The organism is Thermohalobaculum xanthum (assembly GCF_016623495.1).
GTDB lineage: Bacteria > Pseudomonadota > Alphaproteobacteria > Rhodobacterales > Rhodobacteraceae > Thermohalobaculum > Thermohalobaculum xanthum.
Map to the genome: position 1 here is coordinate 897428 of NZ_JAEHHL010000001.1, position 25330 is coordinate 922757.

Sequence of the window (25330 nt, forward strand, 5' to 3'; positions counted from 1 at the left end):
TCTCACTCTCCCGGGGCGTCGCCCGTTTCGTCGGTGTCGTCGACCTCGCCCAGATACTCGGCCGCGAGCCGGCGGCTGATCCGGCGGCGCTCGCCCAGCGCATGGGCGTCGAGCCCCGCAACCGCGCGCTCGGCAGCGGCGAAGGAGCGGTCGATCCTTTCGACCAGATAATTCACGACTTCGGGCATGACGGGCAACTGCCTGTCGGCAAAGAGCTTGATCATGACCGACGACAGCAACATGTCGTCGGGCGCGCTGATCCGGGCGAGCGCGAGGCTCTGGAGGCGCGAGGCGAGGTCCGGGGTGTCGATCGACCAGCTTGCGGGCGGGGTCCGGCCGGTCACCAGCAGACGCCCGCCCTCGGCCGCGACGAGGTTGAGCAGATGGAAAAGCGCGCCCTCGGCCGCACGGCGCTGCTCGGGGTCGAGTCCGGCGAGCCGGTCGGCATCCTCGACCACGACGGAGCCCTGCGCGGCCAGCCCCGGCACCATCCCCGCACCGAGGTCGGCCGCCTCGATGCGCGCAGCCCCGCTTTCGGCCATCCAGACATGGGCCAGATGGGTCTTGCCCGAGCTGGCCGGACCGATCAGCGCAAGGCGGCCACCGGGCCAGTCGCGCCAGGCGTCGATCAGCGCAACCGCCTGGGCATTCGCCTGCGAGACCAGGAAATCGCCGCGGCCCAGCGCGGGGCGATGGGCGAGGTCGAGCGGCATCTGGCGGGCGATCGCGCTCACCTTGACTGCTCCTCATGCGCGCGCGCGGGATCGGGCTCCCCGTTATCCGCCGCGGCCTCGGCGGGCTTCGCCGGTGCATGCGTTTCGGCGCCCGACTGCGCGAGGCCCAGCGCCCGGGCCTCGGCCGCCTGCATCGCGGCGCTGCCCTGGTAGAGCCGGCCGGTCTTGTACTGCTCGACGAGGAAACGGACGAGCACCCCGATCGCGGCAGCCGCGGGAACGGCGATCAGCATGCCCACGAAACCCATCAGCGAGCCGAAGGCGGACAGGGCGAACATCAGCCAGACGGGGTGCAGCTTGACATGGCCGCCCACCAGCTTGGGCGTCAGCACGTTGCCCTCGACCGCCTGCCCTGCGGCGAAAATCGCCGCGACTGCCGCGACGTATTGCCAGTCGCCCCAGAACTGCGCGAGCGCGATGCCGATCGAGATCGCACCGCCCAGGATCGAGCCGACGAAGGGAATGAAGCTGATCAGCCCGGCAAAGGCGCCGACCAGGAGCCCGAACTGCAGCCCGACCGCGCTGAGGGCGATGGTGTAGAACGTGCCGAGCACCGCGCAGACGGTAAGCTGTCCGCGCACGAACCCCGCGAGCACATCGTCGAGCTCGCGCGCCAGCCGGTGGATGACGGGCTGGTGCTGGCGCGGCGAGATGTCGTCGAGTTGCGCCACCAGCCGGTCCCAGTCGTAGAGCAGGTAGAAGGCCACAACCGGCGTGATGAAGAGCACGAGCAGGAAGTCGATGACCGCGATGCTTCCCGAAAGGATCTTCTGGACGGCCGACACGCTCCAGCCCTCGATCCGGCTGCGCAAGGCCTCGAGCCCGCTGCGCAGGACGCTGTCGGGCTCGGACAATTGCGGCAGCGAGGTCTCCAGGAAGCCGCGCGCGCGCTCGAGATAGATCGGGGCGCTTTCGAGCGCTGCGCGGACCTGCTCGATCAGCGCGGGAACGACCAGCAACACGGCAAGCCCAGCCGCGCCGATCGCGGCGAGCGTGATCACCGCGGTCGCCATGAGGCGGCTGAGGCCCAGGCGCTCGAGCCGGTCGGCCAGCGGATCGCAGAGATAGGCGATGGCCGCGCCAAGGATGAACGGCATCAGCGCATCGGCCAGAAGCCAGACGAAAACGCAGACGACGGCAAAGCCCAAGCCCCACCATCTCAGCTGCTCGCCGATCGTCATCCCGTCCGTCCGCCTCGTTCGCGCGCTCAAGATCCCGTTCCGTCGGGCATGGTGTGCAGGCGCGTCGCAGCCGCGTCAACCGGATCGACGCAGGCAATCTCGCGGGATGACCCGGGCCGGTGAGCTGCGCAGGCGGGCCGGTCCCGTGCCCGCCGGGGCCGCTCAGGCGTTCGGGGCCAGCACAACGTCCGCGTTCTGCGACGATGATCCGGGGTCGGAGGCTTCCGCGCCCGGAGACGGCAACGTGGGAGGTGCATCGAGCGCCCCGGGGTCGCGGCCACCCGGGTCGAAGACGGGTGTTCCGGGTGCATACTGGGCGCCGGGATCGACCCGCTCGGCCTTGAGTTTCGAGGCGGCATGCGCGCGCCCGTCGGCCTCGACGCGCGCGGCCAGCGCCTCGCCGTTGAGCAGGTCAAAGTAAGTGAATGTGGCGACGACGAGGACGGCCAGAACCGCGAGACCGGCCGAAAGGGTCATCCAGTCGAGCGTGATCGCGCCGCGCGTGTCTCTCGCGAAGGCCACGAAATTCCCCGCCGCGACCGGCAAGACCGGACGCGGCGGGTGGACGCGGCACTCAAATAGCAAGCGGCACACCGACGCATTTGCCCCCAAAGCATACGACGCCACGAGGGAAGCAGACGCCAAGCAGCCAAACAACACGACACAAGACACATTCACGCTCCACCCAACCCGCAGGCAAGGTTGGCCAAGAATGTCGCCGAAATATGGCGGGCATTCAGAGGGACGAAATCCGCCGCAGGTTGTGTCAGATCGAAACAACTCGTGCCGGCATGACGCCGCGTCAGGGCCTCTCGGGCGGCTCGATGCGCGAGAATCGCCTCAAGTGGCGAACTGCTCGCGAATCAACCTCTCCTCGAGGCCGTGACCCGGGTCGTAGAGCAGCTGGAGCTCGATCTGGGGCGCCGCTGCGACATCGACGCGCAGCACGTCGCGGACCTCGACATGGTCGGCGGTCGCCGAGACCGGGCGCTTGTCGCTCTCGAGAATCTCGAAGGTCACACGGGTCTCGAGCGGGAGGATCGCACCGCGCCAGCGCCGCGGCCGGAAGGCCGAGATGGGCGTGAGGGCCAGCAGCCGCGCGCGGATCGGCAGGATCGGTCCATGGGCCGAGAGGTTGTAGGCGGTCGACCCTGCAGGCGTCGCGACCAGGATGCCGTCGCAGATCAGTTCCTGTAGCCGCTCCTCGCCATCGACGATCACGCGGATCTTGGCCGCCTGCCGCGTCTGGCGCAGCAGCGAGACCTCGTTAATGGCGAGCGCCTCGTGCCGGCTGCCGCCGCAGGTCTCGGCGACCATGTGCAAGGGGTTGATGACGGCCCGCTTTGCCTCGGCAAGGCGCCGGGGCAAGCCCTCCTCGGCGTAGTCGTTCATCAGGAAGCCGACCGTGCCGCGATGCATGCCATAGACCGGTTTCTCCAGCCCCATGGTCGCGTGCAGCGTCTGCAGCATGAACCCGTCGCCGCCCAGCGCGACGATCACGTCGGCCTCTTCTGGCTGCACGCTGCCATAGCGGCGCTCGAGCGCCGCCTGCGCCGCCTGCGCCTCGTCCGCGGAGCTCGCCAAGAATGCTATGCGTGTGACTGCCACCGGCCCCGCCGCCCCTCCGTCGCCCCCGCGTCATGGTCGGACCGAGCCTAGCGGCATCCCCGTCAGGCGGCAATCCGACCCCGCGCGCCGGAGGCCGCGCCGCGCGCCATCTTCCGCGGAGAGGAAATTATGGGGCCCTTAAGATTTTCTTTGGCGAACTGCCGTTTGCCAGCGGCTTGCTTTTGTGTAGAAGCGCGCGAAATCCACCGGCTGACGGGACGTCAGCAGGGTGGCCATGCCCCGTGACCACCAGACGCCCACGACAACCGCTGCAAGGAGGCGACCACATGGACGCGACAACCCGCGACAAGGGTTTCTTCACCGAGGATCTCAGCGCCCGCGACCCCGAGTTGTTCGGCTCGATCGCGGATGAGCTGACGCGCCAGCGCGACGAGATCGAGCTTATCGCCTCCGAGAACATCGTCAGCCGCGCCGTCATGCAGGCGCAGGGCTCGGTGATGACCAACAAGTATGCCGAGGGCTATCCGGGCCGGCGCTATTACGGCGGCTGCCAGTATGTCGATGTCGCCGAGGAACTGGCGATCGAGCGGATCTGCCAGCTCTTCGGCTGCAAGTTCGCGAACGTCCAGCCGCATTCGGGCGCACAGGCCAACCAGGCGGTGCTGATGGCGCTGGTCCAGCCCGGGGACACGATCCTGGGCATGGATCTCGCCTCGGGCGGGCACCTGACCCATGGCGCGCGGGTCAGCCAGTCGGGCAAGTGGTTCAACGCGGTCCAGTATGGCGTGACGCGTGACACCAACCTGATCGATTACGACCAGGTCGCGGCGCTGGCTGCCGAGCACAAGCCGAAGCTGATCATCGCCGGCGGCTCGGCCATTCCGCGGCAGATCGACTTCAAGCGCTTCCGCGAGATCGCCGACAGCGTGGGCGCGATCCTGCATGTCGACATGGCGCATTTCGCGGGGCTGGTGGCCGGCGGCCAGCATCCGAACCCGCTCGAGTGGTGCCATGTCGCGACCTCGACCACGCACAAGACCCTGCGCGGTCCGCGCGGCGGCATCATCCTCACCAACGACGAGGACATCGCGAAGAAGATCAATTCGGCGGTGTTCCCCGGCCTGCAGGGCGGCCCACTGATGCATGTGATCGCCGCCAAGGCGGTGGCTTTCGGGGAGGCGCTGCGCCCCGAGTTCCGCGCCTATGCCGCGCAGGTGGTGAAGAACGCGCAGACGCTGGCCGCGACGCTGATCGAGGGCGGCCTCGACATCGTCACGGGCGGCACCGACACCCATGTGATGCTGGTCGACCTGCGGCCGAAGAAGGTCACGGGCGTCGCTGCCGAGAAGGCGCTGGGCCGCGCGCACATCACCTGCAACAAGAACGGCATCCCCTTCGACCCCGAAAAACCGATGGTGACCTCGGGCATCCGCCTGGGCACGCCCGCCGGAACCACGCGCGGTTTCGGCGAGGCCGAGTTCGTCGAGATCGGCAAGCTGATCTGCGAGGTTGTCGACGGCCTCGCGGCGCATGGCGAGGAAGCCAACGGCGCGGTCGAGGAGGCGGTGAAGCGCAAGGTCAAGGCGCTCTGCAACCGCTTCCCGATCTACGAAGGGCTCTGACGCCACAGTCACGCCGAACAACCAAGGGCCGGAGATCATCTCCGGCCCTTGTCGTTCCCGGGGGCGCGTGTCTCAGTTCAGCCTTGCGTGCCCCAGCGGGACCGAGAACTTGCGGCACCAGATAACCACCGTGTCGAAATCGGCGGGGTCGATGCCGGCGGGCACCTTGTAGAACGGTGCCCCTGCGTTCCGGTGCAGCGGCGCGAAATCGGTGCCGGCGGCGAAGCTGCCCCGCGTGCCGAAGCCCACACGCGGATCCGGCGCGCCGTCGAACCAAAAATCGTCCTTGAGATGGATTTCCCAGCCGCCATCGGCCTCGACGAGTTCGACCGCGCCTTTCGCGACATGATTGCTGTCGCCGGTGAACGCACCCGCGCCGCCGGCGCCGGCCGACGCCGGTAGGGCCATCGCCAGCGAAAGGGCGAGGCCAAGTCCGGTTGCTACGATCCCGCGCATTGTGACCCTCCGGTTTTCATGGTTCTGCCGTGGCACTGCGCAAGTGATTGTCATGGTGATCTGGTGGAAGACGGGATCACACCCGATTGACTGTCTGTGGCGCATCGTGAAGCCACAGCGCGGGTATAATTCGCCATTCGAGATATGGGGGGCGCTTTCCCCTACTACACAACGCATTGGCGTATCCCTATAGTGCTCGGCGATGAAGGATCGAGGGGAGCCAGATGCGCTGTCCGTTCTGCGGCAACACCGAAACCCAGGTTAAAGACTCACGCCCTGCCGAGGATCACGTCGCGATCAGGCGGCGGCGAAGTTGTCCGGCTTGCGGTGGACGCTTCACGACATACGAGCGCGTGCAGCTGCGCGACCTCGTGGTGGTCAAGAAGAACGGCCGGCGCGAGGATTTCGACCGCGACAAGCTCGCGCGCTCGATCCGGATCGCGCTGCAGAAACGCCCGATCGAACCCGACCGCATCGAGCAGATGATTTCGGGCATCGTGCGGCGTCTGGAAAGCATGGGCGACACCGACATCCCGTCCGACACGATCGGCGAGATCGTGATGGAGGCGCTGAGCCGGATCGACACGGTCGCCTATGTCCGTTTCGCGTCGGTCTACAAGAACTTCCAGGAAGTTACGGATTTCGAGGACTTCGTGTCCGAACTCAGACCGCAGTCCCAGCCGCAGGACAGTTGACCCGATGGGCGGGACGACCGCCGCCGAGGACCGCCGCTGGATGGCCATGGCGCTGAGCCTCGCCCGGCGCGGGCTGGGGCGCGTGGCGCCGAATCCCGCGGTGGCGGCGCTGATCGTGCAGGACCAGCGGCTGCTGGGCCGGGGCGTGACCGCGCCCGGAGGGCGCCCGCATGCCGAGGCGCAGGCCCTGGCCGCGGCCAATGACCTGGCCGGGCCCGAGGCGGTGAAGGGCGCCACCGTCTATGTCACGCTCGAACCCTGCGCCCATCACGGACTGACCCCTCCCTGCGCGGACGCGCTGGTCGCCGCCGGGATCGCGCGGCTTGTCTGCCCGCTTGGCGACCCCGACCCGCGCGTGGCGGGGCGCGGCTTCGAACGGCTGCGCGCCGCGGGCCTCACGGTCGACATCGGCGTGATGGCTGCCGAGGCGGCGGCGATCAACGCCGGGTTCCTCCGTCGGATCGAGCACCGGCGGCCGCATCTGACGCTGAAACTGGCCACGACCCTCGACGGCCGGATCGCGACCGCCAGCGGCGAGAGCCGCTGGATCACCGGACCCGAGGCGCGGCTGAGGGTGCACGGGCTCAGGGCGCGATCGGACGCGATCCTGATCGGCGCGGGCACGGCGCGGGCCGACGACCCCATGCTGGATGTGCGCGGCTTTGGCGCGAACGCGCCGCAACCGGTGCGGGTCGTGCTGGACGGCCGGCTCACGCTGCCCGCGGACGGACGGCTGGCACGCAGCGCCGGCACGCAGCCGCTGTGGATCCTGCACGGGCCCAGCGCCACCGCGACCGAGGATCGGGCGAAGGCACTGACCGACAGCGGGGCCCGGCTGATCCCGATCCCCGGGGACGGCCGCGAGGTCGATCCCGGTGCCGCGCTCGACGCGCTCGCCGGCGCGGGGCTCACCCGGGTGCTGTGCGAGGGGGGCGGCCGGCTCGCCGCCTCGCTGCTGCGAGCCGGGCTTGTGGACGAGCTCTGGCTCTTCACCGCAGGCAAGGCAATCGGCGCGGAGGGCACGGCGTCGGTAGGCCCTCTCGGCCTGGGCCGGCTGGCCGAGGCCCCGGCGCTCGCCCTCGATCGCATCGAGCGCGTGGGCGCCGACACGCTGAGCGTCTGGCGCCGCAGTTGAGCGGGACGTCCGCGCCCTGGCGAGGAGGCGCGCGTCTTGGGTATTCGCGATCAGTTCCCCGAGAGGGTCCGGACCGAGGCGGAGAAGCCGACCAGCGGCGCGATCGACTGCATGACCTTCTGCCACTGCACGAAGGGCGCGTTGGTAACGAACAGCGTGTCGCGGTCACGCAGGCGGAAATCGCGGGCGACGAACATGCCGCCCGGCTTGGTCATGTCGACGACATAGGCGATGCGCGTGCCCTGTGGGGCTGCCTCGACGCCCTCGAGCGCCAGCACGCGGGCGGCGACCTCGGGCAGTTCCTCGCGGAACAGGAAGACACCCGTCGGGTCCGCGATCTGGTCGATCAGGCCGCCCGCGCGAGCCATCGCCTCGGTCAGCGTGACGTCGCGACTTGGGAAGGGAACCAGCGACTGACCGCCAACCGCGCCGAGGATGGTGAAGACCCGCCGGTCACGCTCGGCGATCACCGAGTCGCCCGGGCGCAGCGCGACGTTCAGCGCCGGGTTGTCATAGAGGTCTTGCACCCAGATCTCGCCCTCGTGCCCGTTGCGACGCAGGCTGAGGAGAATGACCTCGGGATCCTCGCGGATGCCGCCGGCGCGCGCCAGCATCGGCAGCAGCCGGTTGGTCGAGCGCTCGATCGGGTAGAGCCCCGGCGCGTTGACCGCCCCCTGCACGCTGACGCGCCGGCCGTTCGAACTGACCGGCTGCACGTCGACCTGCGGGTTGAGCGTCTTTTCGGCCAGCGACGTCTGGATCGCGTCGCGAAGCTCGCTCACCGTGCGGCCCGCGGCCCGGACCGGTCCGACATAGGGCACAAAGACCATGCCGCGCTCGTCGACCATGACATTGGGCAGCGGCGTCGCGCCCACGCCCTGCGGGCTCAGCAGCCCCTCGTCCACGCTTTCCCAGATGGTGATGCTGAGCACGTCGTCGCGGGCGATGCGGTCGACATCCTCGGCGGGCTGGTCGAGGAACGCCTTGGCGAAGCCGCGCCGCTCGTCGATCATGGTTGCGGCAACCACGTCGGGCGTCACGCTGACCACGCTGAAGGGCAGCGGCGCATTCTCGGTCGTCGTGAGTTCGCTGTAGTAGGGGCCGCTGCGCGGCAATTCGCACCCCGCCAGCCCCAGCGAAATGGCGGCCGCCAGCAGCACCCGCGTCGATCGCATCATCCCTCGTTCTCCTGCTCGGACCCGCAGCCGGGTCTCGCCTGTCATTGGCGCGCGGCGCCCCCCACTGGCCCGGAGCGCTGCCCGGACGGACGCCTTCGCCGCGTGCGCGCGGCACACTAGACCAAAGCGCCGCCAAGTCCCAGAGCAGCGATGCAACACTCGCGCATGCCGCCGCCCGCTCCGCGCTCCGGATCGCGGGGCTTGTTCGGGCGGGCGCCAGATTGTAACGCTGGCCGCGACGCGGATGGCGCCGCGAACCGAAGGGAGCCTGCTCATGTTCACCGGAATCGTGCGCGAGGTGGGACGCGTCCTGGCCGTATCCGAGGTCGGGGACACGCGGCTCGAGATCGCCTGCGCCCGCCCCGCCGGCCAGATCGAGATCGGCGCTTCCATCGCCTGCAACGGCATCTGCCTGACGGTCGTCGAGAAGGGCCAGCGCGAGGGCCAGAACTGGTTCGCGGTCGAGGCCTCGGCCGAGACGCGCGCACGCACCACGCTTGGCACCTGGAAGGCTGGCGACGCGGTGAACCTCGAGCCAGCGCTTCGCGTCGGCGACGAACTTGGCGGGCATATCGTCTCGGGCCATGTCGACGGGCTGGGGCGGATCGTGGCGATCCGGCCCGAGGGCGCCTCGCACCGCGTGACGATCGAGGCCCCCGCAGCGCTGGCGAAGTTCCTTGCCGAGAAGGGCTCGATCGCGGTGGACGGCATCTCGCTGACGATCAACGAGGTCGATGGCAGCCGCTTCGGGGTCAACATCATCCCGCACACCTGGGAGGTGACCAGCCTCAAGGGCAAGGGCGTGGGCTCGGACGTCAATCTTGAGGCCGACCTGATGGCGCGCTACGTGGCGCGGCTGCGTGAGGCGGGATGAGCTGCCCCGGCGCCGGGCTTAGGTCAGCAGCCACCGCTCAGGGCGCCCATAGCTCGGGCCGCTGCCATGGCCGCGGCACGACCAGCGTGCCCGTCAGGCACTGATCGTTGCCGCCAAGCCCGAGCGACTGCCAAGCACCGCGCCATTCGGACGGGATCGGACAGGGCGGGACCACGCCCGCGTCCGGGGCAAACCCGAAACGCCGGTAATATGCAGGATCGCCGAGGACGTAGACGCGGCTAAAGCCCTGCCCCGCCAGGCGTTGCAGGCCGGCGCGGACGATCCGCGTGCCTGTGCCCTGTCCCTGACGGGCCGGGGCGACGGCGAGTGGTCCCAGCAGGGCGACGCGATAGTCCCCGCCGGATACCGCACAGGTCGTGAAGATGCCATGCCCCACCATCTCCGTACCGACGAGGCCGACCAGCGAAAGAACGTCGTCAGGGCGACCGAGCAGATCGGCGATCAGCGAGAGCAGATCCTCCTCGGGAAAGGCGGCAGTGTAGAGCGCGTCGATCGCGGCGCGGTCGCCGGCATCGCTCTCGCGAATCTCGAGGCTCTCTGTCATCGGGCTCCCCGGCCAGCGGCTCGGCACGCGCGACCCTGCCGACGAGGATCAACGTTCCACGCGAAGGATACGACCAGGATGGCGTCATGTCCGCGGGGCGAAAGATCGTGGTCGGGGTCGTGCCATGGCGCGCGTGCCGGATGGGAGCCGAGACGCCTCGCGCGGCCGGGCTTAGACACGCAGGCCGGCCAAATGGAAACCCTTCCTCGACTTCATGGAGGCCGCCGCCCCGCTCGCCACTGGAAATCGTCCGCGGTCCGGGTTAAGTGCGCCTCGACGATACCGCGAGCCGGAGCCCCGAGCCCTCATGTCCGACACCGACTGGACCGACGCCATCTCCCCCATCTCCGAGATCATCGAGGAGGCGCGGAACGGGCGCATGACGATCCTCGTGGACCACGAGGACCGCGAGAACGAGGGCGACCTGATCATTCCCGCCCAGATGGCGACGCCAGATGCCGTGAACTTCATGGCCATGCATGGCCGCGGGCTGATCTGCCTTGCCATGCCGGGCGAGCGGGTCGACGCGCTGGGGCTGCCGCTGATGTCCTCGAACAACCGCTCGCGCCACGAGACGGCCTTCACCGTGTCGATCGAGGCGCGCGAGGGGGTGACCACCGGCATCTCGGCGCATGACCGGGCACATACGATCGCGGTGGCGATCGACCCGCGTTCGGTGCCCGCCGACATCGCGACGCCGGGGCATGTCTTCCCGCTGCGCGCGCGCGAGGGCGGAGTGCTGGTCCGCGCGGGCCATACCGAGGCGGCCGTCGACATCGCTCGGCTGGCCGGGCTGACGCCCGCTGGCGTGATCTGCGAGATCATGAAGGACGACGGCACCATGGCGCGGCTGCCGGACCTCGTGGCCTTCGCCCAGCGCCACGGGCTCAAGATCGGCACGATCTCGGACCTGATCGCCTATCGCCGCCGTCACGACAACCTGGTGCAGGACGTGGACGAGGTGGAGATCACCTCGATGATCGGCGGCACCTGGCGGCTGAGGGTGTTCCGCGACTCGCCCGACGGGGGCGAGCACTATGCCCTGATCAAGGGGCGGGTCGACGACGGCAAGCCCGCGCTGGTGCGGATGCATGTGCTTGACCCGCTCGAGGACGTGATCGCGCTGCATCCCGAGCGCGCGACCCAGGTGCCCGATTCGATGGCCGCCGTCGCGGCCGAAGGGCGCGGCGCGGTGGTGATGCTGCGCGACAGCTCGCCCACCGCGATCTCGGACCGGCTGAGGCCACGCACCGATCCGGGGCCGAAGCAACTGCGCCAGTACGGTGTCGGCGCACAGATCCTGCTCAACCTCGGGATCACCGAGATGATCCTGCTGACAAACTCGCCCGCGCCCAAGGTCGTGGGCCTCAACGGCTACGGGCTCTCGATCGTCGAGACCCGGCCGATCCCCCGGCGCGGAGGCTGATCGATGGTCAAGACCGAGTCCGAAGGGCTGCCGCTCCCGCGCCTGACCCCTGCCCCGCGCGTGCTGATCGTGGTCGCGCCCTTCTACCGCGCCATCGCCGACGGGCTCCTGGCCGGTGCGCGCGCCGTGCTGGACGAGGCCGGTGCGGCGCCGGAGGTCATCGAGGTGCCCGGCGCGCTGGAGATCCCGCCCGCGATCCGCCTCGCCGCCGAGAGCGGCCGATACGAAGGCTATGTCGCGCTGGGCTGCGTGATCCGCGGCGAGACCACGCATTACGACACCGTGTGCAACGACAGCTCGCGCGGGCTGATGCTGCTGGGCGTCGAGAGGGGGCTTTGCATCGGCAACGGCATCCTGACCTGCGAGAACATGGCGCAGGCCGAGGCGCGGGCGAATCCGGCCGACATGGACAAGGGCGGCGGCGCTGCCGCGGCGGCAGTGCACATGATCGCGCTGGCGCGCCGCTTTCGCGCCGGCCCGTCGGGGCCTTCCGCCGACGTGATGACGGCCGCGGTCGCGGCCAGCACGCGGACCGCATGATGCCGTCGCGCGCGCACACCGAGGGCCGGCTGGCCCGCTCCGCCGCGCGGCTCGCGGCCGTGCAGGCGCTCTACCAGATGGAGATCACCGGCACCGACTGGAAGTCGGTCCGCCGCGAGTTCGAAACCCACCGGCTGGGCGCCGAGATCGATGGCGAGCAGTATCGCGAGGCCGATGTCGACCTGTTCCGTGACATCCTAGAGGGCGTGGTCGCGCGCCAGGCTGCGATCGACCAGTTGACCGATCGCGCGCTGATCGAGAAATGGCCGCTCGGCCGCGTGGACGCGACGCTGCGCGCGATCTTCCGCGCGGCAGGCCACGAGCTGATCTCGCGCAGCGACATTCCGCCGAAGGTGAGCATCGGGGAATATGTCGATGTAACGAAAGCATTCTTCTCGGAAGGGAAGGAGGCGAAGTTCGTCAACGCCGTGCTCGACCACATGGCCCGCGAAGTCCGCGCGGCGGACATGCAGCCCCGCTGACGCAGGCGGCATGGCCCGCCCTGCGCGAACGGATGACGCCGATCGCAAGCCCTGCACCGCGCGCAACCCTGCCCGTCGTCTCGTCGCATTGCGTGCAGCGGCGGCAGGCACTAGACGGACCACATGACCGAGCTGTGCATCTCGACACCGCATGACGACGGCCGCGCCCGGCGCGCGGTCGCGATCCTCGCCTGGGCGCAGTCGGTGCTGGGCGCGCAACTGCCTGTGCACTTCATCCTGGGCGGCCTGGTCGGGGCGATGCTGGCCGAGAACAAGGCGCTGGCCACCGTTCCCATCTCGATGACGGTGCTGGGCTCGATGCTGGCGGCACCGCTGATGTCGCTGCTGATGGGCCGACTCGGGCGCCGGGTCGGCTTCGCACTGGGTGCCCTGGCGGGGACGGCGGGTGCCGCGCTGGCAGTCCACGCGATCGCGCAGAAGGATTTCGTACTTTTCTGCGCCGCTGCAGCTTTGACCGGCATCTACATGGCCTGTCACAACTTCTACCGCTTCGCGGCTGCTGACATGGCAAGCCCCGATTTTCGGCCCAAGGCTATCTCTTACGTCATGGCGGGCGGGCTGATCGCGGCCCTGCTGGGACCCGAACTGGTCATCTGGTTCCAGGACGCGATGGAGCCGATTCCCTTCGCCGGCGCCTACCGCGCCGTGATCGTGCTGAACCTTGTCGGCGTGCTGCCGGTGATGTTCCTCGACATCCCCAGACCCGCGCGACGCGCGCGGGGCGAGAGCGCCGGGCGGCCCTGGTCCGAGATCCTCGCCGACCGGCGGGTCGTGGTCGCCATGCTCTGCGCGATGGTGTCCTACGCCCTGATGAACCTGGTGATGACATCGACGCCGCTGGCGATGATCGGTTGCGGCTTCGGCACGCCCGATGCGGCCGGCGTGGTGCGGCTGCACGTGCTGGCGATGTATGCGCCGAGCTTCTTCACCGGGCCGGTGATCGCCCGCTTCGGCGCGCCGCGGGTGATCGCGGCGGGGCTCGCCTGCCTGGCGCTCGCGTCGATGGTCGCGCTGGCCGGCATCGAGATCGAGCACTTCACCGCGGCGCTGATCCTGCTGGGCATCGGCTGGAACTTCGGTTTCATCGGCGCGACGTCGATGCTGGCGGGCGCGCATCTGCCCGAGGAACGAGCCCGGGTCCAGGGCCTGAACGATTTCCTCGTGATGGGCTTGGTCACGGCCGCGTCGTTCGGGTCGGGCGCGCTGATGGCATCGTTCGGCTGGATGGCCGTGAACCTCGCCATGCTGCCCTTCCTGACGGCGGCCGGCGCGGCCCTGATCTGGCTCGTGCTACGCGAAGGCGTGCGGGTCCGCGCCTGAACGGGGACCTGCAGCCGCGCGGGCCCGTGCCGTGGCCGGAGGCCTTATTGGTCTTGGAGAACCTGATCCGCCGAGATGTTGCCGATGTTGCCGAGCAGCTGCTGGAGCACCGTCAGGTCGCGGCCACGCGTGGGCGTGGTCCGGGTCTCGAGGTCGACCAACCGGCCGTCGTCGAGCCCGTAGCGGTTGATCGCGGTCACGGTATCGTTTTCGTCGAAGGCGATGGCCACGATGCGCCGGTCGGTCACCTTCGGTTCGTGCCAGGTCAGCCGCTCGACGGTGCTGGACACATAATACCAGCCTTCATCGGTGAAGACGCCATCGAGACCGGGGCGGCCGATCTTGCGGCGAACCGAGCCGCGCGTGTCCTGGCCGACGGCAATCTCGGAAAGCTGCTCGTCCGGGGGGGCGAAACCATGCGTGCTTATCACCGGCGAGCAGCCGAGGATCGCGGCCCCAAGAGCCATCGCGCACGTCAGATGTCCGAACCGCGTCATGCCTGTGGTCCCTCGTTCACGTGGTTTCCCCTACCCCGCGTCTGGACTAAATTCAAGCGACGCGCTAGCCCGGTGGAAGAAGACCGCAGCACCCACGGCGCGCGCCGGCCGCCCGCGGACACCAATCACGGAGAGGCCCGATGACCGATCCCCTTGAGCCCGACCTCCGCCCCCTGCCGCTGAGCCGGAAAGTGCCGGTCGCAAGTCTCTCTGCCGAGGCTGAAACGCCGGTATCGCTGGTGCCCGACGCCGCCGAGCTCGACCGGCTCGCGCAGTTCATGGGGATCAAGTCGCTCTCGGATGTCGCCCTCGAAGGCGGCATCGCGGCGTATGGGCGCAAGGGCTGGCGGCTCGATGCGCGGCTGAAGGCGCGGGTCGGCCAGGTCTGCGTCGTCACGCTCGAGCCGATTGAGACGGATGTCGATTCGCCGGTGCGGCGCGCGTTCCAGCCCGGCGCCGAGCGGCCAGGCGTGATCGCGATCAACATCGGCGAGAGCGGCGATGAAGGCGAGGAGGAACCGCCCGAGCCGTTGGGCGAGGATATCGACCTTGGGGCGATCCTGGTCGAGGAGCTTGCGCTGGCAATCGACCCCTATCCCCGCGCGCCCGGTGCCGAGCTGGGGACCATGTCTCGAACGCCGCCGGGTGCCGCGCCGCTGGACCCTGAGGCGGAGAAGCCATTTGCCAAGCTCGCCAGCCTGCGGGCGCGTCTTGCCGGAGAGTCGGATTGACGGTGGGAAAAAAGCACTTGCCCCGGCGTCGAAAGCGAGTATTTTCCGCGTCTCGTTCACCGGAGAGCCGAACCGGGGCACCTTGCGGTGCCGCGGCGCCCTGTGCCGGGGAAAGTTACCGCGATATCGCGCGCCCGCGAGTGGCGCCAGTGCGACAAGAGCAGAGGTTAGATCATGGCAGTCCCTCAGAACCGGAAAACGCGGTCGAAGCGCGGGATGCGCCGCAGCCACGACGCGCTGAAAGCGGTGGCCTCGAACGAGTGCCCGAACTGCGGCGAGCTGAAGCTTCCGCACCACGTCTGCGGTGCTTGCGGTCACTACCGCGATCGCGAGGTCGTGGCTGCGGTGACCGACGTCGATCTCGACGAAGACGCCGCCTGAACGCATTTGCCGGCTGTCCCGGCGCCTTGCGGCCCGCCGCCCGTGAAGGGCGTTGCGGGCCTTTGAGTCGATAAACCACATGACCCGCGCACGCGTGATCTCCGTTGATGCGATGGGGGGGGACAAGGGGCCCGCTCCCGTCCTCGGTGGGCTGAACCGGGCGCTGCGGGAATCGCCGGACCTTCGCTTCATCCTGCATGGCGACGAGGCCGAGCTTGCGCGTTTCCTGCGCAAACGCTCGTTCGCGGCGCTGCGTGCGCGCATCGAGCTGCGCCACACCGCAGATGTCGTGCGCATGGCCGACAAGCCGTCGCGCGCCCTGCGCGAGCATCGCGGCAGCTCGATGTGGAACGCCATAGAGACGGTGAAGAAGGGCGAGGCGGCCGCGGTCGTGTCCTCGGGCAATACCGGCGCGCTGATGGCGATGTCGGTGCTGCTGTTGCGCAAGGCCCCCGGCATTGACCGCCCAGCGATCGCGGTGCACTGGCCGTCGAGCGCGCCGCATGGATACAACACCGTGCTGGACATGGGCGCCGACATCCGGGCGGATGCGCGCAACCTGGTGCAATACGCCGTCATGGGCGCGGAATATGCCCGGATCAATTTCGGTCTCGAGCGTCCACGGGTCGGCATTCTCAACGTCGGCACCGAGGCGACCAAGGGCCGCCACGATCTGCGCGAAGCGCTCGACATCCTTCTCGCCGTGTCGGCCGAGGATGATGCCGGATTCGAATGCGTGGGCTTCGTCGAGGGCACGCAGATGTTCGCCAAGGGCGTCGACGTCTTCGTGACCGATGGCTTCACCGGCAATGTCGCGCTGAAGACCGCCGAGGCGACGGCCGCCTTCATTCGCGCGGGACTGCGCGAAGCGTTCCAGCACACGGTGCTTTCGCGTCTTGCGGCGCTTGTGGCGATGACCTCGCTCAAGCGCTTTGCGCGGCGCATCGACCCCCGCCGGGTGAACGGAGGCGTCTTTCTTGGCCTCAACGGCGCGGTGATCAAGAGCCATGGCAGCGCCGACGCCGTCGGCTTCGAGGCCGCCGTGGGGCTTGCCGCGCGCATGGCTGCAACCGATTTCGCCACCGGCGTCGAGCAGCGGCTCGCCCGGATCAACAGCATGACGGCCGAGGAGCGCGCGCAGCACGCAGCCCGGCATTCGACCGAGCGAGGAGCCGACGAATGAGCGTTCTGCGGAGCCGGGCCGTGGGTTGCGGGCATTACCTGCCCGAGCGGGTGATCACCAACGAGGAGATCGCCCGAACCCTCGACACCTCGGACGAGTGGATCGTCTCGCGCACCGGCATCAAGCGCCGGCATGTGGCTGCCGACGACGAGATGACCTCGGACCTGGCGATCGCCGCGGCCGAGCGGGCTCTGGCCGCCGCGGGCATGTCAGGCAACGATCTCGACGCGATCGTGCTGGCCACGGCGACGCCCGACCAGACCTTCCCCTCGACCGCGACGCGGGTGCAGGACGCCCTTGGGATGCGGCGCGGCTATGCCTTCGACATCCAGGCGGTCTGCGCTGGCTTCATCTATGCGCTCGCGAATGCGAACGGGCTGATCCTGAGCGGCATGGCCGAGCGTGTGCTGGTGATCGGCGCCGAAACCTTCTCGCGGATCCTCGACTGGCAGGACCGCTCGACCTGCGTGCTGTTCGGCGACGGCGCCGGCGCGGTGGTGTTGGAAGGCGGGCTCGGCGTCGGCACCGCCGAGGACCGCGGTGTCCTGGGCACCTGCCTGCACTCGGACGGCGCGCACAACCGCATCCTCTACGTCTCGGGGGGGCCCTCCTCGACACGCGATGCGGGCGTGCTCAAGATGGAGGGCCGCGAGGTCTTCCGTCACGCAGTGCAAAAACTCGCCGAAGTCGCGGACGAGGTGATGGAAAAGGTCGGCGTCACCGGCGCCGATGTCGACTGGATCGTGCCGCATCAGGCGAACATCCGGATCATCGAATCGACCGCCAAGCGCGCGGGCGTGCCGATGGACAAGGTGGTCGTCACGGTCGCCGATCACGGCAACACCTCGGCCGCCTCGATCCCGCTCGCGTTGTCCTCCGCGGTGGCTGACGGGCGCATCCAGCCCGGCCACCTGCTGCTGATGGAAGGCATCGGCGGCGGCCTTGCCTGGGGCTCGGCACTGCTGCGCTGGTAAGCCTGCGGGCAGCCCGCGCGGGCGCCTCGTGACCGATCCTCGGGCGCCGCTTTCGCATTGCAGCACAAGCCATTGACATTGACTCGTTTTCGCGCGCTGTCCTATGTTCAATGCAAGACGCGGAGGCGAGGGCGTCTGTTTCCGGAGGGGACGATGGCAGGCAACACCCTAACCCGATCTGATTTGAGCGAGGCCGTTTATCGCGAGATCGGGCTTTCGCGCAACGAGTCGGCCGAGATGGTCGAAAGCATCCTTGGACAGATCTCGAGCGCCCTCGTCCGTGGCGAGCATGTGAAGATCTCCTCGTTCGGGACCTTCACCGTACGCGAAAAGGGTGCCCGGATGGGTCGCAATCCCAAGACCGGTGAAGAGGTTCCGATCGAGCCGCGCCGGGTGCTGGTGTTCCGCCCGTCGCATATCATGAAAGAGCGTGTGAACGGGGGCACGGCGTGAGTAACCTTCCTGCACCGCAGCAAGGATCGACCGGCAAATCGCCGGAGGCGTTCCGAACCATCAGCGAAGTGGCCGACGAGCTCGACCTTCCGCAACATGTCCTGCGCTTCTGGGAGACGCGCTTCTCGCAGATCCGCCCGCTCAAGCGCGGCGGTGGGCGCAGGCTCTATCGTCCCGACCACGTGGCGCTCCTGCGTGGGATCAAGGCGCTGCTCTACGGCGACGGGATGACCATCAAGGGTGTGCAGAAGGTCCTGCGCGAGCAGGGCGTCAAGGCGGTAATCGCGCGTGGCAAGGCCGAGGCCGACGGGACGCCGCTGGTGCCCTCGCTGCCCGAGGACACGCCGGCGCGGCTCGCCTCGCTCAAGGCCCGGCTCGGCGCTGCCCAGCCGGCGGCGAGCGAAGGAGGCCAGCAGGCAGCGACACCTGCCGACCGGATCCGGGCCTCGATCGAGCGCCTCGAATCGGTGCTCGAGCGACTGGAACGGCGCTGATCGCGCAACGCCGCGCTGCACCCGGTTCGGGCGGCGCGGCGCCCCTGCGACGGGCATTAAATTCCCGTCGCTTTCCCATTGAACTCGGGGGCGCAACCGGTATAAGGGCTTCCACGGTTGTCGGGCCGTAGCGCAGCCTGGTAGCGCGCTTGCATGGGGCGCAAGAGGTCGTGAGTTCGAATCTCGCCGGCCCGACCAAAAAGGGAACGCCAGCGGCCGGGCCGCTGGCGTTTTCGTTTTCGTGGCGCTGCTGCGCCACCTGCGACAGGGGAGAGCGAGGGGCATGACCAACGGCGTGGTGCCTTCCCAGGGATTGCGGGCGATGATCACGGCGGGCCAGATCGCCGCCGCACCCGAGGTGACGACGGCGCAGATCCAGCCGGCGAGCCTCGATCTTCGGCTGGGCCGGCGGGCCTGGCGCGTGCGCGCGAGCTTCCTGGCCGGACGGACGCGGACGGTGGCCGAGCGCCTCGACGATTTCGCGATGCACGAGATCGACCTTGCGCCCGGCGCCGTGCTGGAAACGGGCTGCGTCTATCTTGTCGAGCTGTGCGAGCGACTTGCCCTGCCCCCCGACATGTCGGCCGCGGCGAATGCCAAGAGTTCAACCGGACGGCTCGACCTGCTGACGCGGCTGATCACCGACCGCTCGGCCGAGTTTGACCGCGTCGAGGCGGGCTACGAGGGCCCGCTCTACGCCGAGATCAGCCCGCGCACCTTCTCGGTGCTGGTGCGCCCCGGCCTCGCGCTCAACCAGATCAGGTTCCGCCGCGGCGAGGCCGCGCTGGACGACGCGGCGCTGGTAGCGCTCAACGCCGAGGACCGACTGGTCGATGTCGAGCCCGTGATCGATGGCGGTCTCGGCTTCTCGGTCGACCTGCGGGCCGCGACCGAGGGTGGGCTCATCGGCTGGCGCGCACGGCGCCATGCCGGGCTCATCGACCTCGCGAAGATCGGCCACTACCCCGTCGCGGAGTTCTGGGAGCCGGTGCGCCCGGGCGGGCATGGCGGGATCATCCTCGACCCCGGCGCCTTCTACATCCTGGTGAGCCGCGAGGCGGTCTCGATCCCGCCCCAGACGGCCGCCGAGATGATGCCCTACATGGCGGTGGCGGGCGAGTTCCGGGTGCATTACGCGGGCTTCTTCGACCCTGGGTTCGGCCACTCATCGACCGGAGGCTCGGGCTCGCGCGGGGTGCTGGAAGTGCGCTGCCACGAGGCGCCGTTCGCGCTCGAGCACGGGCAGGTCGTGGGGCGTTTGGTGTTCGAACGCATGGCCGAGGTGCCGGACCTGCTCTACGGGCGCGATATCGGCTCGAACTACCAGGGACAGGCGCTGAAGCTCTCGAAGCATTTCCGCGCGCCCTGAGCGTGATCCTCCGCAACGCGCGCAGGTGGACGTTTGCGCGCGGCCTGCCGGCCTCGTGCCGGGCTCAGCGTGGCGGTTCGGGCTCCGTCTCGGGGGCCTCGCCCGCGACGTGTTCCTCCTCGGCATCGCCGTCCGGCGCGGTTTCGTCCTCGAACATGTCGGAGGTTTCCGTCTCCTCCTCCTCGGGCTCGTCGGTCTCGTCGGTGCCGGGCGGCATGGCGTCGAGCAGCCCCGCGGCGCGCAGTTCCTTGAGACCCGGCAGGTCGCGCGCGCTCTCCAGCCCGAAATGGCCGAGGAAGCTGTTGGTCGTCACGAAGGTGACGGGACGCCCGGGGGTCTCGCGCCGTCGGCCGAGCCGGATCCAGTCGAGTTCCATCAGAAGGTCGACGGTGCCCTTCGACACGCTGACGCCGCGGATCTCCTCGATCTCGGCGCGGGTGACGGGCTGGTGATAGGCGACGATCGCGAGCGTTTCGATCGCGGCGCGCGAGAGCTTGCGCGACTCTGCCGCCTCGCGCCGCATCAGGAAGCCGAGGTCGGGCGCGGTGCGAAACGCCCAGCCGGGCCCCACACGCACCAGCCGAACGCCCCTGCCCTCGTAGCGGCTGCGCAACATCTCGAGCGCCTGGCCGGCGTCCGAGCCGTGTGGAAGCCGGTCCTCGATCTGGGCACGGGTCATCGGCTCGGCCGCGGCGAAGAGCAGGGCCTCGACCATCCGCTCCTGCTCGGGGAGTGGCGGCGCGTCGAAAAGGCCGCTATCGACCGCCTCGTCCTCGTCCTCCATGCCCGTCGGCAGGTCGACGTCGTCGCTGTCAGTGTCGCCGCTCATTCGGCGGGCTCGGCCACGGCCTGATGCATACGGCGGCGCAGGTAGATCGGCGCAAAGGTCTCGGCCTGCCGGATCTCGATCTCGCCGCGCTTGGCGAGTTCGAGCGAAGCGGCGAAGCACGAGGCCATCGCGCTGCGCCGCTTCACCGGATCGAGCCCCCAGCCTTCCGGCAGGAACCCAGCCAGGCTGCCCCAGTCGAGTGCCTGGCCAACGAGCTGCTTGAGCCGGTCGAGCGCCGCGTCGATGGCGAAAAGCGACTCGCGGTCGATCTGGAGAGGACGGTACTCCTCGCGCGTCTTGACCCGCGCATAGGCACGCAGCAGGTCCGCGAGCGATGCCGACCATTCGGTCCGCTTCCTGACCGTCATCGACTCGGTCATGCCGCGGGCGAAGAAATCGCGGCCCAGCTGGTCGCGCGCCATCAGCCGCGCGGCCGCCTTGCGCATCGCCTCGAGCCGCTCGAGCTGGAACGCGAGCCGTGCGGCCAGTTCCTCACCCGAAGGGCCGTCGTCGGTGTCGGGCTGCGGCAGCAGCAGGCGCGACTTGAGATAGGCCAGCCAGGCGGCCATCACCAGGTAGTCGGCGGCCAGCTCGATCCGCATGCGCCGGGCCTCGGTCATGAAGGCCAGGTACTGCTCGGCCAGTTGCAGGACCGAGATGCGCCGCATGTCGACCTTCTGCGCCCGCGCGAGCGTGAGCAACAGGTCCAGCGGTCCCTCGAAGCCGTCAACATCGACGACCAAGGTCTCGGCCTCGATGGCGGCGGCGTCACGTGGCGCGCCATCGATCGTGGCGAGGCCGTCGAGATCGAAGATGTCGTCAGGCATGAACATCCTCCCCGGTCAGGGACAGGTAACGGGCGTACGCGGCATCCACATCGAAGGCATCCGGCGTCGCGCGTGCGTCGAGCGCGGCCTGCGCACGCGCGAGTGCCTGCCCCGCCAGCCGCGGCGTGGCCTCGGCGATCGCCTCCATCTCCGGCATGTCACCATTGCAGTGCAGGATCAGGTCGCAGCCCGCCGCGATCGCGTCCGCAGCGCGCGCGCCCATCGGCCCCGTGAGCGCGTGCATCGACAGATCGTCGGTCATCAGGCAGCCGTCGAACCCGATACCCTGCCGGATCAGCGAGATGCAGTCGGGCGAGAGCGTCGCGCAGCGCTCGGCGTCGATCGCCTCGTAGACAATATGCGCGGTCATCCCCAGCGCCTCGCCCGCCAAGGGGCGGAATGCCGCGAAATCGGTGGCATCAAGAGTCGCAAAGTCCGTCGAGACGCGCGGCAGCCCTTCGTGGCTGTCGACCGTGGAACGGCCGTGGCCGGGCAGATGCTTGATCACCGGCAGGACGCCGCCGGCCTTGAGGGCATCACAGACGACCCGGGCGCGCTCGGCCACCCGCGCAGGTTCGGTGCCAAGCGCACGTGCGCCGATCACGTCGTGGCTTCCTTGCGTGGGCAGGTCGAGCAGCGGCATGCAGTCGACGTCGATCCCGAGGGCCGCGAGTTCGGCCGCGATGACGCGGTAGCGCAGTGCCAGCGCCTCGCGCGCAACCGCCTCGTCGCGCCCGTCGAAAATCTCGGCCACGGGGCGCCAGCCGCGCCAGTGCGGTGGGCGAAGGCGAGCGACCCGACCGCCTTCCTGGTCGATCAGCACCGGGGCCTTCCGGCCCACCGCGTCGCGCAGCTCGGCCACGAGCGCGGCGACCTGTGCCGGCGTGTCGACATTGCGCGAGAAGAGGATGAAGCCCCAAGGGTCGGCCGCACGCAGGAAGTCGCGCTCGCGCGACGTCAGCGCGAGGCCGCCAACCCCGAAGATGCAGGCGCGCGCGGCAGCCACGCTCAGCCCCTCCGGTCGGTATTGATGGCCACGAGACAGTCCTGCCCGCGCGCCTTCAGCGCCTGGCAGACCGTGTTGGCCTCGTGCCCGTCGCGGAAGGGACCGACGCGCAGGCGGAAATAAACCGTGCCACCCGAGGTCGTCTGCTGCACCGCCAGCGCCCGGCCCGCGAGGATGTCGCGGTTTGCCTGGAAGATCCGCTCCCACTCGCGGTCGACCTCGCCCCGGTCGGGGAAGGCGCCAAGCTGGACCTGGATCTGCGACGTTGCGGCCCTCTCGCGCAACTCGGCATCGACATCGACGGTCGAGGCCGATGCCACGCGGGCCGCGAGGTCGCGCGGCTTTCCGCGGACGCCCGGGCTGTAGGGGGGAGCCTGTTCGCTGCTTGCACCGGCGGGCGGGCTCGGCTCGCCCGGGCTCGCGTCCGCGAGAACACGCCGCAGGCTTTCCTCGATCAGGGCCTGCTCGGCCTCGATCAGCGGGCTTGGGCCCGAAGGGTTCGCCTGGCCTGCCGCGCGCTCGTCGATCTCCTCGACGCCGCCGACGACGGCGGCCACGACCTCGGTGGACGCGCCGCTGCCCGACCGTGGCGCGAGGCGGCCCATCGCCACATCCTCGGATGTCGGCGAAGGCGCGGGCGGTGCCAGTGCCACCTGCGGTGCGGTCTCACCCTGCCCAAGCGCGGCATCGAAGGCGCGCACGTTCTGATGAGGCGTGTCTGCGCCGCCGGGATCGGCGGGCCGCTCTTTCGCGGGCGAGGCGGATGCGCGGATCAGCGGCACCTCGTCGGGCGCGCGCGTCGCCAGCCCCCAGGACCAGTAGACAAGACCCACGACCAGCGCCAGCGCGACAGCCGCGCCCGCCCAAATGGACAAGCTCGCCCTCCAGCCGCCACGCGCATGCGCGGCGCTCAGGGCATCAGCATAGTCCTCTTCATCGTCGTAATAGGCTTTCATAGCCTCCCGCGCCTGTCGCGCCCCGGAGAGGCTCCCGGGGTATGCCTGCTCTGCCCCAGCTTATTCTTGTGCGTGACTATTTCATTTCACTCGCAGGGGTGACACCAAGAATACCAAGACCGGCCGAAATGACAACTCTGACGGCAAGCGCCATGGCGAGCCGCGCCCGGGTTGCCGCCGGGTCCTCGGGCTGCACGATCCTGAGCCCGGGCTCGTCCTGCCCGCGATTCCAGAGCGCGTGGAATTCCGACGCGATGTCATACAGATAGAACGCGATCCTGTGAGGCTCGTGGTGGTGTGCGGCGGTCTCGACCATGCGCGGCCACTCGGCGATCTTCTTGAGCAGGCCGAGCTCGGCGGGGTCGGTCAGGCAGGAAAGATCAGTGCCCGGCAGTGCCTCTTCGGCCACGCCTACCCCCTTCTCCTCGGCCGCGCGGAAGACGGAATGGGTGCGCGCGCTGGCATACTGCACGTACCAGACGGGATTCTCGCGGCTTTGCTCGAGCGCCTTGGTGAAGTCGAAATCGAGCGGCGCGTCGTTCTTGCGGGTCAGCATCACGAAGCGGGTGACGTCGGCGCCAACCTCGTCCACCACGTCGCGCAGCGTCACGAAGGTGCCTGCACGCTTCGACATCTTGAAAGGCTCGCCATCCTTGAACAGCCTGACGAGCTGGCAGAGCTTGATGTCGAGCGGGACGCGGTTGTCCGACAGCGCTGCCACCGCCGCCTTCATGCGCTTGACATAGCCGCCATGATCCGCGCCGAGCACGTCGATCAGCAGGTCGAAGCCGCGGTCGAGCTTGTCCTTGTGATAGGCGATATCGGGCGCAAAATAGGTCCAGGCGCCGTCCGCCTTCTTGATGGGACGGTCGACATCATCGCCATAGGCCGTTGCCTTGAAAAGGGTTTGCGGCCTCGGCTCCCAGTCCTCTGGCGTCTTGCCCTTGGGCGGCTCGAGCGTGCCGACATAGATCAGGTCCTTGTTCTCGAGCGTCTCGAGCGTCGCTTCGATCTGCCCGGTGCCATAGAGCGACCGCTCGGAGAAAAAGACATCCATCTCGACGCCGAGCGCCGCGAGGTCTTCGCGGATCATCTCCATCATGCGCTCGATCGCGAACTCGCGCACATCCGGCAGCCAGCTTTCCTCGGGCAGGTCCATCAGGCTGTCGCCGAAGGCGCCGGCCAGCGCCTCGCCCACACCGACGAGGTAGTCGCCGGGATAGAGGCCCGCGGGGATCTCGACCGCCTCGCCGTTGGCCTCGCGGTAGCGCAGGTAAGCCGAGCGCGCCAGCACGTCGACCTGCGCACCCCCGTCGTTGATGTAATATTCCTTCGTCACGTCCCAGCCAGCGAAAGCGAGAAGCCGCGCCAGCGCGTCGCCGAACACCGCGCCCCGGGTATGCCCGACATGCAGGGGCCCGGTCGGGTTTGCCGAGACGTACTCGACGTTCACCCGCTGTCCCTCGCCCGCCATCGAGCGCCCGAAATCGGCGCCGAACTCCAGCGCCGTCGTCACCACGCCCTGCCAGACGACAGGCGCCAACCGCAGATTGATGAAGCCCGGCCCGGCGACCGTTGCCTCGGTAACCCGCGGGTCGGCGGCAAGGTGCGGCACCAGTGCCTCTGCGATCTCGCGCGGCTTCTTGCCGGCGGGCTTGGCCAGCACCATCGCCGCGTTGGTCGCCATGTCGCCATGCGCGGCATCGCGCGGCGGCTCGACCGCGACGTTCGAGAGATCGAGCCCGTCGGGCAGCAGCCCCTCGGCCACCAGTGTTGCGAGGCAGTCGGTGACCAGGGTGCGGATATCGGCAAACAGGTTCATGGCGGCCATG

28 protein-coding genes and 1 tRNA gene are annotated in these 25330 nt (G+C 69.1%); 16 read left to right on the plus strand and 13 right to left on the minus strand.

Annotated elements, in window-relative coordinates; genetic code table 11:
• Nucleotides 1-2: 2 nt before the first annotated feature.
• The 4 genes from H0I76_RS04170 to H0I76_RS04185 form a co-directional block, all read right to left on the minus strand.
• Nucleotides 3-725 (minus strand): P-loop NTPase family protein, encoded by a 723-nt coding sequence (locus H0I76_RS04170; protein ID WP_200607866.1) that lies wholly within the window; start codon nt 723-725, stop codon nt 3-5.
• Between the two features lie 5 nt (nt 726-730).
• A complete protein-coding gene (locus H0I76_RS04175; protein ID WP_200607394.1) occupies nt 731-1915 on the minus strand; it encodes an AI-2E family transporter in 1185 nt (394 codons plus the stop codon).
• 162 nt (nt 1916-2077) lie between these two features.
• A complete protein-coding gene (locus H0I76_RS04180; RefSeq protein ID WP_200607396.1) occupies nt 2078-2437 on the minus strand; it encodes a hypothetical protein in 360 nt (119 codons plus the stop codon).
• Nucleotides 2438-2755: 318 nt separating this feature from the next.
• Nucleotides 2756-3523, minus strand: a complete 768-nt coding sequence (locus H0I76_RS04185; protein WP_200607398.1) for an NAD kinase — start codon at nt 3521-3523, stop codon at nt 2756-2758.
• A gap of 287 nt (nt 3524-3810) precedes the next feature.
• Between H0I76_RS04185 and glyA the strand changes: the two genes are divergently transcribed.
• Nucleotides 3811-5106, plus strand: coding sequence for a serine hydroxymethyltransferase (glyA, locus tag H0I76_RS04190; RefSeq protein ID WP_200607400.1), 1296 nt, complete (start codon nt 3811-3813; stop codon nt 5104-5106).
• A gap of 72 nt (nt 5107-5178) precedes the next feature.
• Here the strand turns inward: glyA and H0I76_RS04195 are convergent, their stop codons facing one another.
• Nucleotides 5179-5562 carry a DM13 domain-containing protein gene (locus H0I76_RS04195; RefSeq protein WP_200607402.1) on the minus strand — a complete coding sequence of 128 codons (384 nt, stop codon included), beginning with the start codon at nt 5560-5562 and terminating at the stop codon, nt 5179-5181.
• Nucleotides 5563-5786: 224 nt separating this feature from the next.
• Between H0I76_RS04195 and nrdR the strand changes: the two genes are divergently transcribed.
• Together nrdR and ribD are read left to right on the plus strand one after the other, a co-directional pair.
• Nucleotides 5787-6257, plus strand: a complete 471-nt coding sequence (gene nrdR / locus H0I76_RS04200) for a transcriptional regulator NrdR (RefSeq protein WP_200607405.1) — start codon at nt 5787-5789, stop codon at nt 6255-6257.
• A 4-nt stretch (nt 6258-6261) separates the two neighbouring features.
• Nucleotides 6262-7392 carry a bifunctional diaminohydroxyphosphoribosylaminopyrimidine deaminase/5-amino-6-(5-phosphoribosylamino)uracil reductase RibD gene (gene ribD, locus H0I76_RS04205; RefSeq protein ID WP_200607407.1) on the plus strand — a complete coding sequence of 377 codons (1131 nt, stop codon included), beginning with the start codon at nt 6262-6264 and terminating at the stop codon, nt 7390-7392.
• A gap of 50 nt (nt 7393-7442) precedes the next feature.
• Here ribD and H0I76_RS04210 read toward each other — a convergent pair whose 3' ends face one another.
• On the minus strand, nt 7443-8570 hold the full coding sequence (locus tag H0I76_RS04210; RefSeq protein WP_200607410.1) for a polysaccharide biosynthesis/export family protein: 1128 nt from the start codon (nt 8568-8570) through the stop codon (nt 7443-7445).
• 274 nt (nt 8571-8844) lie between these two features.
• Between H0I76_RS04210 and H0I76_RS04215 the strand changes: the two genes are divergently transcribed.
• On the plus strand, nt 8845-9444 hold the full coding sequence (locus H0I76_RS04215) for a riboflavin synthase (RefSeq protein WP_200607412.1): 600 nt from the start codon (nt 8845-8847) through the stop codon (nt 9442-9444).
• 37 nt (nt 9445-9481) lie between these two features.
• On the opposite strand, the gene H0I76_RS04220 is transcribed toward H0I76_RS04215, so the two are convergent.
• Nucleotides 9482-10009 carry a GNAT family N-acetyltransferase gene (locus H0I76_RS04220; RefSeq protein ID WP_200607415.1) on the minus strand — a complete coding sequence of 176 codons (528 nt, stop codon included), beginning with the start codon at nt 10007-10009 and terminating at the stop codon, nt 9482-9484.
• Between the two features lie 307 nt (nt 10010-10316).
• Between H0I76_RS04220 and ribB the strand changes: the two genes are divergently transcribed.
• From ribB to H0I76_RS04240, 4 genes are all read left to right on the plus strand, one after another.
• Nucleotides 10317-11435: a 3,4-dihydroxy-2-butanone-4-phosphate synthase gene (gene ribB / locus H0I76_RS04225; RefSeq protein WP_200607417.1), complete on the plus strand. Its 1119-nt coding sequence runs from the start codon at nt 10317-10319 to the stop codon at nt 11433-11435.
• A gap of 3 nt (nt 11436-11438) precedes the next feature.
• Nucleotides 11439-11975 (plus strand): 6,7-dimethyl-8-ribityllumazine synthase, encoded by a 537-nt coding sequence (locus H0I76_RS04230; protein ID WP_200607419.1) that lies wholly within the window; start codon nt 11439-11441, stop codon nt 11973-11975.
• Nucleotides 11975-12457, plus strand: coding sequence for a transcription antitermination factor NusB (gene nusB / locus H0I76_RS04235; protein ID WP_200607421.1), 483 nt, complete (start codon nt 11975-11977; stop codon nt 12455-12457). The genes H0I76_RS04230 and nusB overlap by 1 nt, the downstream gene beginning before the upstream one ends.
• 123 nt (nt 12458-12580) lie before the next feature.
• Nucleotides 12581-13798, plus strand: coding sequence for an MFS transporter (locus H0I76_RS04240; protein ID WP_200607423.1), 1218 nt, complete (start codon nt 12581-12583; stop codon nt 13796-13798).
• 44 nt (nt 13799-13842) lie between these two features.
• On the opposite strand, the gene H0I76_RS04245 is transcribed toward H0I76_RS04240, so the two are convergent.
• Nucleotides 13843-14265 (minus strand): outer membrane protein assembly factor BamE, encoded by a 423-nt coding sequence (locus H0I76_RS04245; RefSeq protein ID WP_200607425.1) that lies wholly within the window; start codon nt 14263-14265, stop codon nt 13843-13845.
• A 170-nt stretch (nt 14266-14435) separates the two neighbouring features.
• Here H0I76_RS04245 and H0I76_RS04250 point away from each other — a divergent pair, with 170 nt between their 5' ends.
• The 8 genes from H0I76_RS04250 to H0I76_RS04285 all read left to right on the plus strand — a co-directional run bounded on the left by H0I76_RS04250 (nt 14436) and on the right by H0I76_RS04285 (nt 19880).
• Nucleotides 14436-15026, plus strand: coding sequence for a YceD family protein (locus tag H0I76_RS04250; RefSeq protein WP_200607427.1), 591 nt, complete (start codon nt 14436-14438; stop codon nt 15024-15026).
• A gap of 174 nt (nt 15027-15200) precedes the next feature.
• The gene (rpmF, locus tag H0I76_RS04255; RefSeq protein WP_200607429.1) at nt 15201-15407 is read left to right on the plus strand and encodes a 50S ribosomal protein L32; all 207 of its coding nucleotides are present in this window, start codon (nt 15201-15203) and stop codon (nt 15405-15407) included.
• Between the two features lie 79 nt (nt 15408-15486).
• Nucleotides 15487-16590 carry a phosphate acyltransferase PlsX gene (gene plsX, locus H0I76_RS04260; RefSeq protein WP_200607432.1) on the plus strand — a complete coding sequence of 368 codons (1104 nt, stop codon included), beginning with the start codon at nt 15487-15489 and terminating at the stop codon, nt 16588-16590.
• The gene (locus tag H0I76_RS04265; protein WP_200607434.1) at nt 16587-17564 is read left to right on the plus strand and encodes a beta-ketoacyl-ACP synthase III; all 978 of its coding nucleotides are present in this window, start codon (nt 16587-16589) and stop codon (nt 17562-17564) included. Before plsX ends, H0I76_RS04265 begins: the two co-directional genes overlap by 4 nt.
• A 153-nt stretch (nt 17565-17717) precedes the next feature.
• Complete coding sequence (gene ihfA, locus H0I76_RS04270) at nt 17718-18017, plus strand: integration host factor subunit alpha (RefSeq protein ID WP_200607436.1); 300 nt, start codon at nt 17718-17720, stop codon at nt 18015-18017.
• The gene (locus tag H0I76_RS19665; protein WP_200607438.1) at nt 18014-18511 is read left to right on the plus strand and encodes a MerR family transcriptional regulator; all 498 of its coding nucleotides are present in this window, start codon (nt 18014-18016) and stop codon (nt 18509-18511) included. Before ihfA ends, H0I76_RS19665 begins: the two co-directional genes overlap by 4 nt.
• A gap of 121 nt (nt 18512-18632) precedes the next feature.
• A tRNA-Pro gene (locus tag H0I76_RS04280) sits at nt 18633-18709 on the plus strand.
• Between the two features lie 85 nt (nt 18710-18794).
• A complete protein-coding gene (locus tag H0I76_RS04285; RefSeq protein ID WP_200607440.1) occupies nt 18795-19880 on the plus strand; it encodes a 2'-deoxycytidine 5'-triphosphate deaminase in 1086 nt (361 codons plus the stop codon).
• A 64-nt stretch (nt 19881-19944) separates the two neighbouring features.
• Here H0I76_RS04285 and scpB read toward each other — a convergent pair whose 3' ends face one another.
• From scpB to argS, 5 genes are all read right to left on the minus strand, one after another.
• A complete protein-coding gene (gene scpB, locus H0I76_RS04290; RefSeq protein WP_200607868.1) occupies nt 19945-20664 on the minus strand; it encodes an SMC-Scp complex subunit ScpB in 720 nt (239 codons plus the stop codon).
• Nucleotides 20665-20705: 41 nt separating this feature from the next.
• A complete protein-coding gene (locus H0I76_RS04295) occupies nt 20706-21536 on the minus strand; it encodes a segregation and condensation protein A (protein ID WP_200607442.1) in 831 nt (276 codons plus the stop codon).
• Entirely contained in the window at nt 21529-22548 is a 1020-nt protein-coding gene (locus H0I76_RS04300) for a glycoside hydrolase family 3 N-terminal domain-containing protein (protein ID WP_407704249.1), read from the minus strand. Before H0I76_RS04300 ends, H0I76_RS04295 begins: the two co-directional genes overlap by 8 nt.
• Nucleotides 22545-23498: an SPOR domain-containing protein gene (locus H0I76_RS04305; RefSeq protein WP_200607446.1), complete on the minus strand. Its 954-nt coding sequence runs from the start codon at nt 23496-23498 to the stop codon at nt 22545-22547. Before H0I76_RS04305 ends, H0I76_RS04300 begins: the two co-directional genes overlap by 4 nt.
• A 76-nt stretch (nt 23499-23574) precedes the next feature.
• On the minus strand, nt 23575-25320 hold the full coding sequence (gene argS, locus H0I76_RS04310; RefSeq protein ID WP_200607870.1) for an arginine--tRNA ligase: 1746 nt from the start codon (nt 25318-25320) through the stop codon (nt 23575-23577).
• Nucleotides 25321-25330: the final 10 nt, after the last annotated feature.

Bases quoted from the DNA above. Each gene is read 5' to 3' on its own strand.
- H0I76_RS04175 (WP_200607394.1), bottom strand. From the start codon at position 1,915: ATGACGATCGGCGAGCAGCTGAGATGGTGGGGCTTGGGCTTTGCCGTC.
- glyA (WP_200607400.1), top strand. From the start codon at position 3,811: ATGGACGCGACAACCCGCGACAAGGGTTTCTTCACCGAGGATCTCAGC.
- H0I76_RS04195 (WP_200607402.1), bottom strand. From the start codon at position 5,562: ATGCGCGGGATCGTAGCAACCGGACTTGGCCTCGCCCTTTCGCTGGCG.
- nrdR (WP_200607405.1), top strand. From the start codon at position 5,787: ATGCGCTGTCCGTTCTGCGGCAACACCGAAACCCAGGTTAAAGACTCA.
- ribD (WP_200607407.1), top strand. From the start codon at position 6,262: ATGGGCGGGACGACCGCCGCCGAGGACCGCCGCTGGATGGCCATGGCG.
- H0I76_RS04210 (WP_200607410.1), bottom strand. From the start codon at position 8,570: ATGATGCGATCGACGCGGGTGCTGCTGGCGGCCGCCATTTCGCTGGGG.
- H0I76_RS04215 (WP_200607412.1), top strand. From the start codon at position 8,845: ATGTTCACCGGAATCGTGCGCGAGGTGGGACGCGTCCTGGCCGTATCC.
- H0I76_RS04220 (WP_200607415.1), bottom strand. From the start codon at position 10,009: ATGACAGAGAGCCTCGAGATTCGCGAGAGCGATGCCGGCGACCGCGCC.
- ribB (WP_200607417.1), top strand. From the start codon at position 10,317: ATGTCCGACACCGACTGGACCGACGCCATCTCCCCCATCTCCGAGATC.
- H0I76_RS04230 (WP_200607419.1), top strand. From the start codon at position 11,439: ATGGTCAAGACCGAGTCCGAAGGGCTGCCGCTCCCGCGCCTGACCCCT.
- nusB (WP_200607421.1), top strand. From the start codon at position 11,975: ATGCCGTCGCGCGCGCACACCGAGGGCCGGCTGGCCCGCTCCGCCGCG.
- H0I76_RS04240 (WP_200607423.1), top strand. From the start codon at position 12,581: ATGACCGAGCTGTGCATCTCGACACCGCATGACGACGGCCGCGCCCGG.
- H0I76_RS04245 (WP_200607425.1), bottom strand. From the start codon at position 14,265: ATGGCTCTTGGGGCCGCGATCCTCGGCTGCTCGCCGGTGATAAGCACG.
- H0I76_RS04250 (WP_200607427.1), top strand. From the start codon at position 14,436: ATGACCGATCCCCTTGAGCCCGACCTCCGCCCCCTGCCGCTGAGCCGG.
- rpmF (WP_200607429.1), top strand. From the start codon at position 15,201: ATGGCAGTCCCTCAGAACCGGAAAACGCGGTCGAAGCGCGGGATGCGC.
- plsX (WP_200607432.1), top strand. From the start codon at position 15,487: ATGACCCGCGCACGCGTGATCTCCGTTGATGCGATGGGGGGGGACAAG.
- H0I76_RS04265 (WP_200607434.1), top strand. From the start codon at position 16,587: ATGAGCGTTCTGCGGAGCCGGGCCGTGGGTTGCGGGCATTACCTGCCC.
- ihfA (WP_200607436.1), top strand. From the start codon at position 17,718: ATGGCAGGCAACACCCTAACCCGATCTGATTTGAGCGAGGCCGTTTAT.
- H0I76_RS04285 (WP_200607440.1), top strand. From the start codon at position 18,795: ATGACCAACGGCGTGGTGCCTTCCCAGGGATTGCGGGCGATGATCACG.
- scpB (WP_200607868.1), bottom strand. From the start codon at position 20,664: ATGGAGGACGAGGACGAGGCGGTCGATAGCGGCCTTTTCGACGCGCCG.
- H0I76_RS04295 (WP_200607442.1), bottom strand. From the start codon at position 21,536: ATGCCTGACGACATCTTCGATCTCGACGGCCTCGCCACGATCGATGGC.
- H0I76_RS04305 (WP_200607446.1), bottom strand. From the start codon at position 23,498: ATGAAAGCCTATTACGACGATGAAGAGGACTATGCTGATGCCCTGAGC.
- argS (WP_200607870.1), bottom strand. From the start codon at position 25,320: ATGAACCTGTTTGCCGATATCCGCACCCTGGTCACCGACTGCCTCGCA.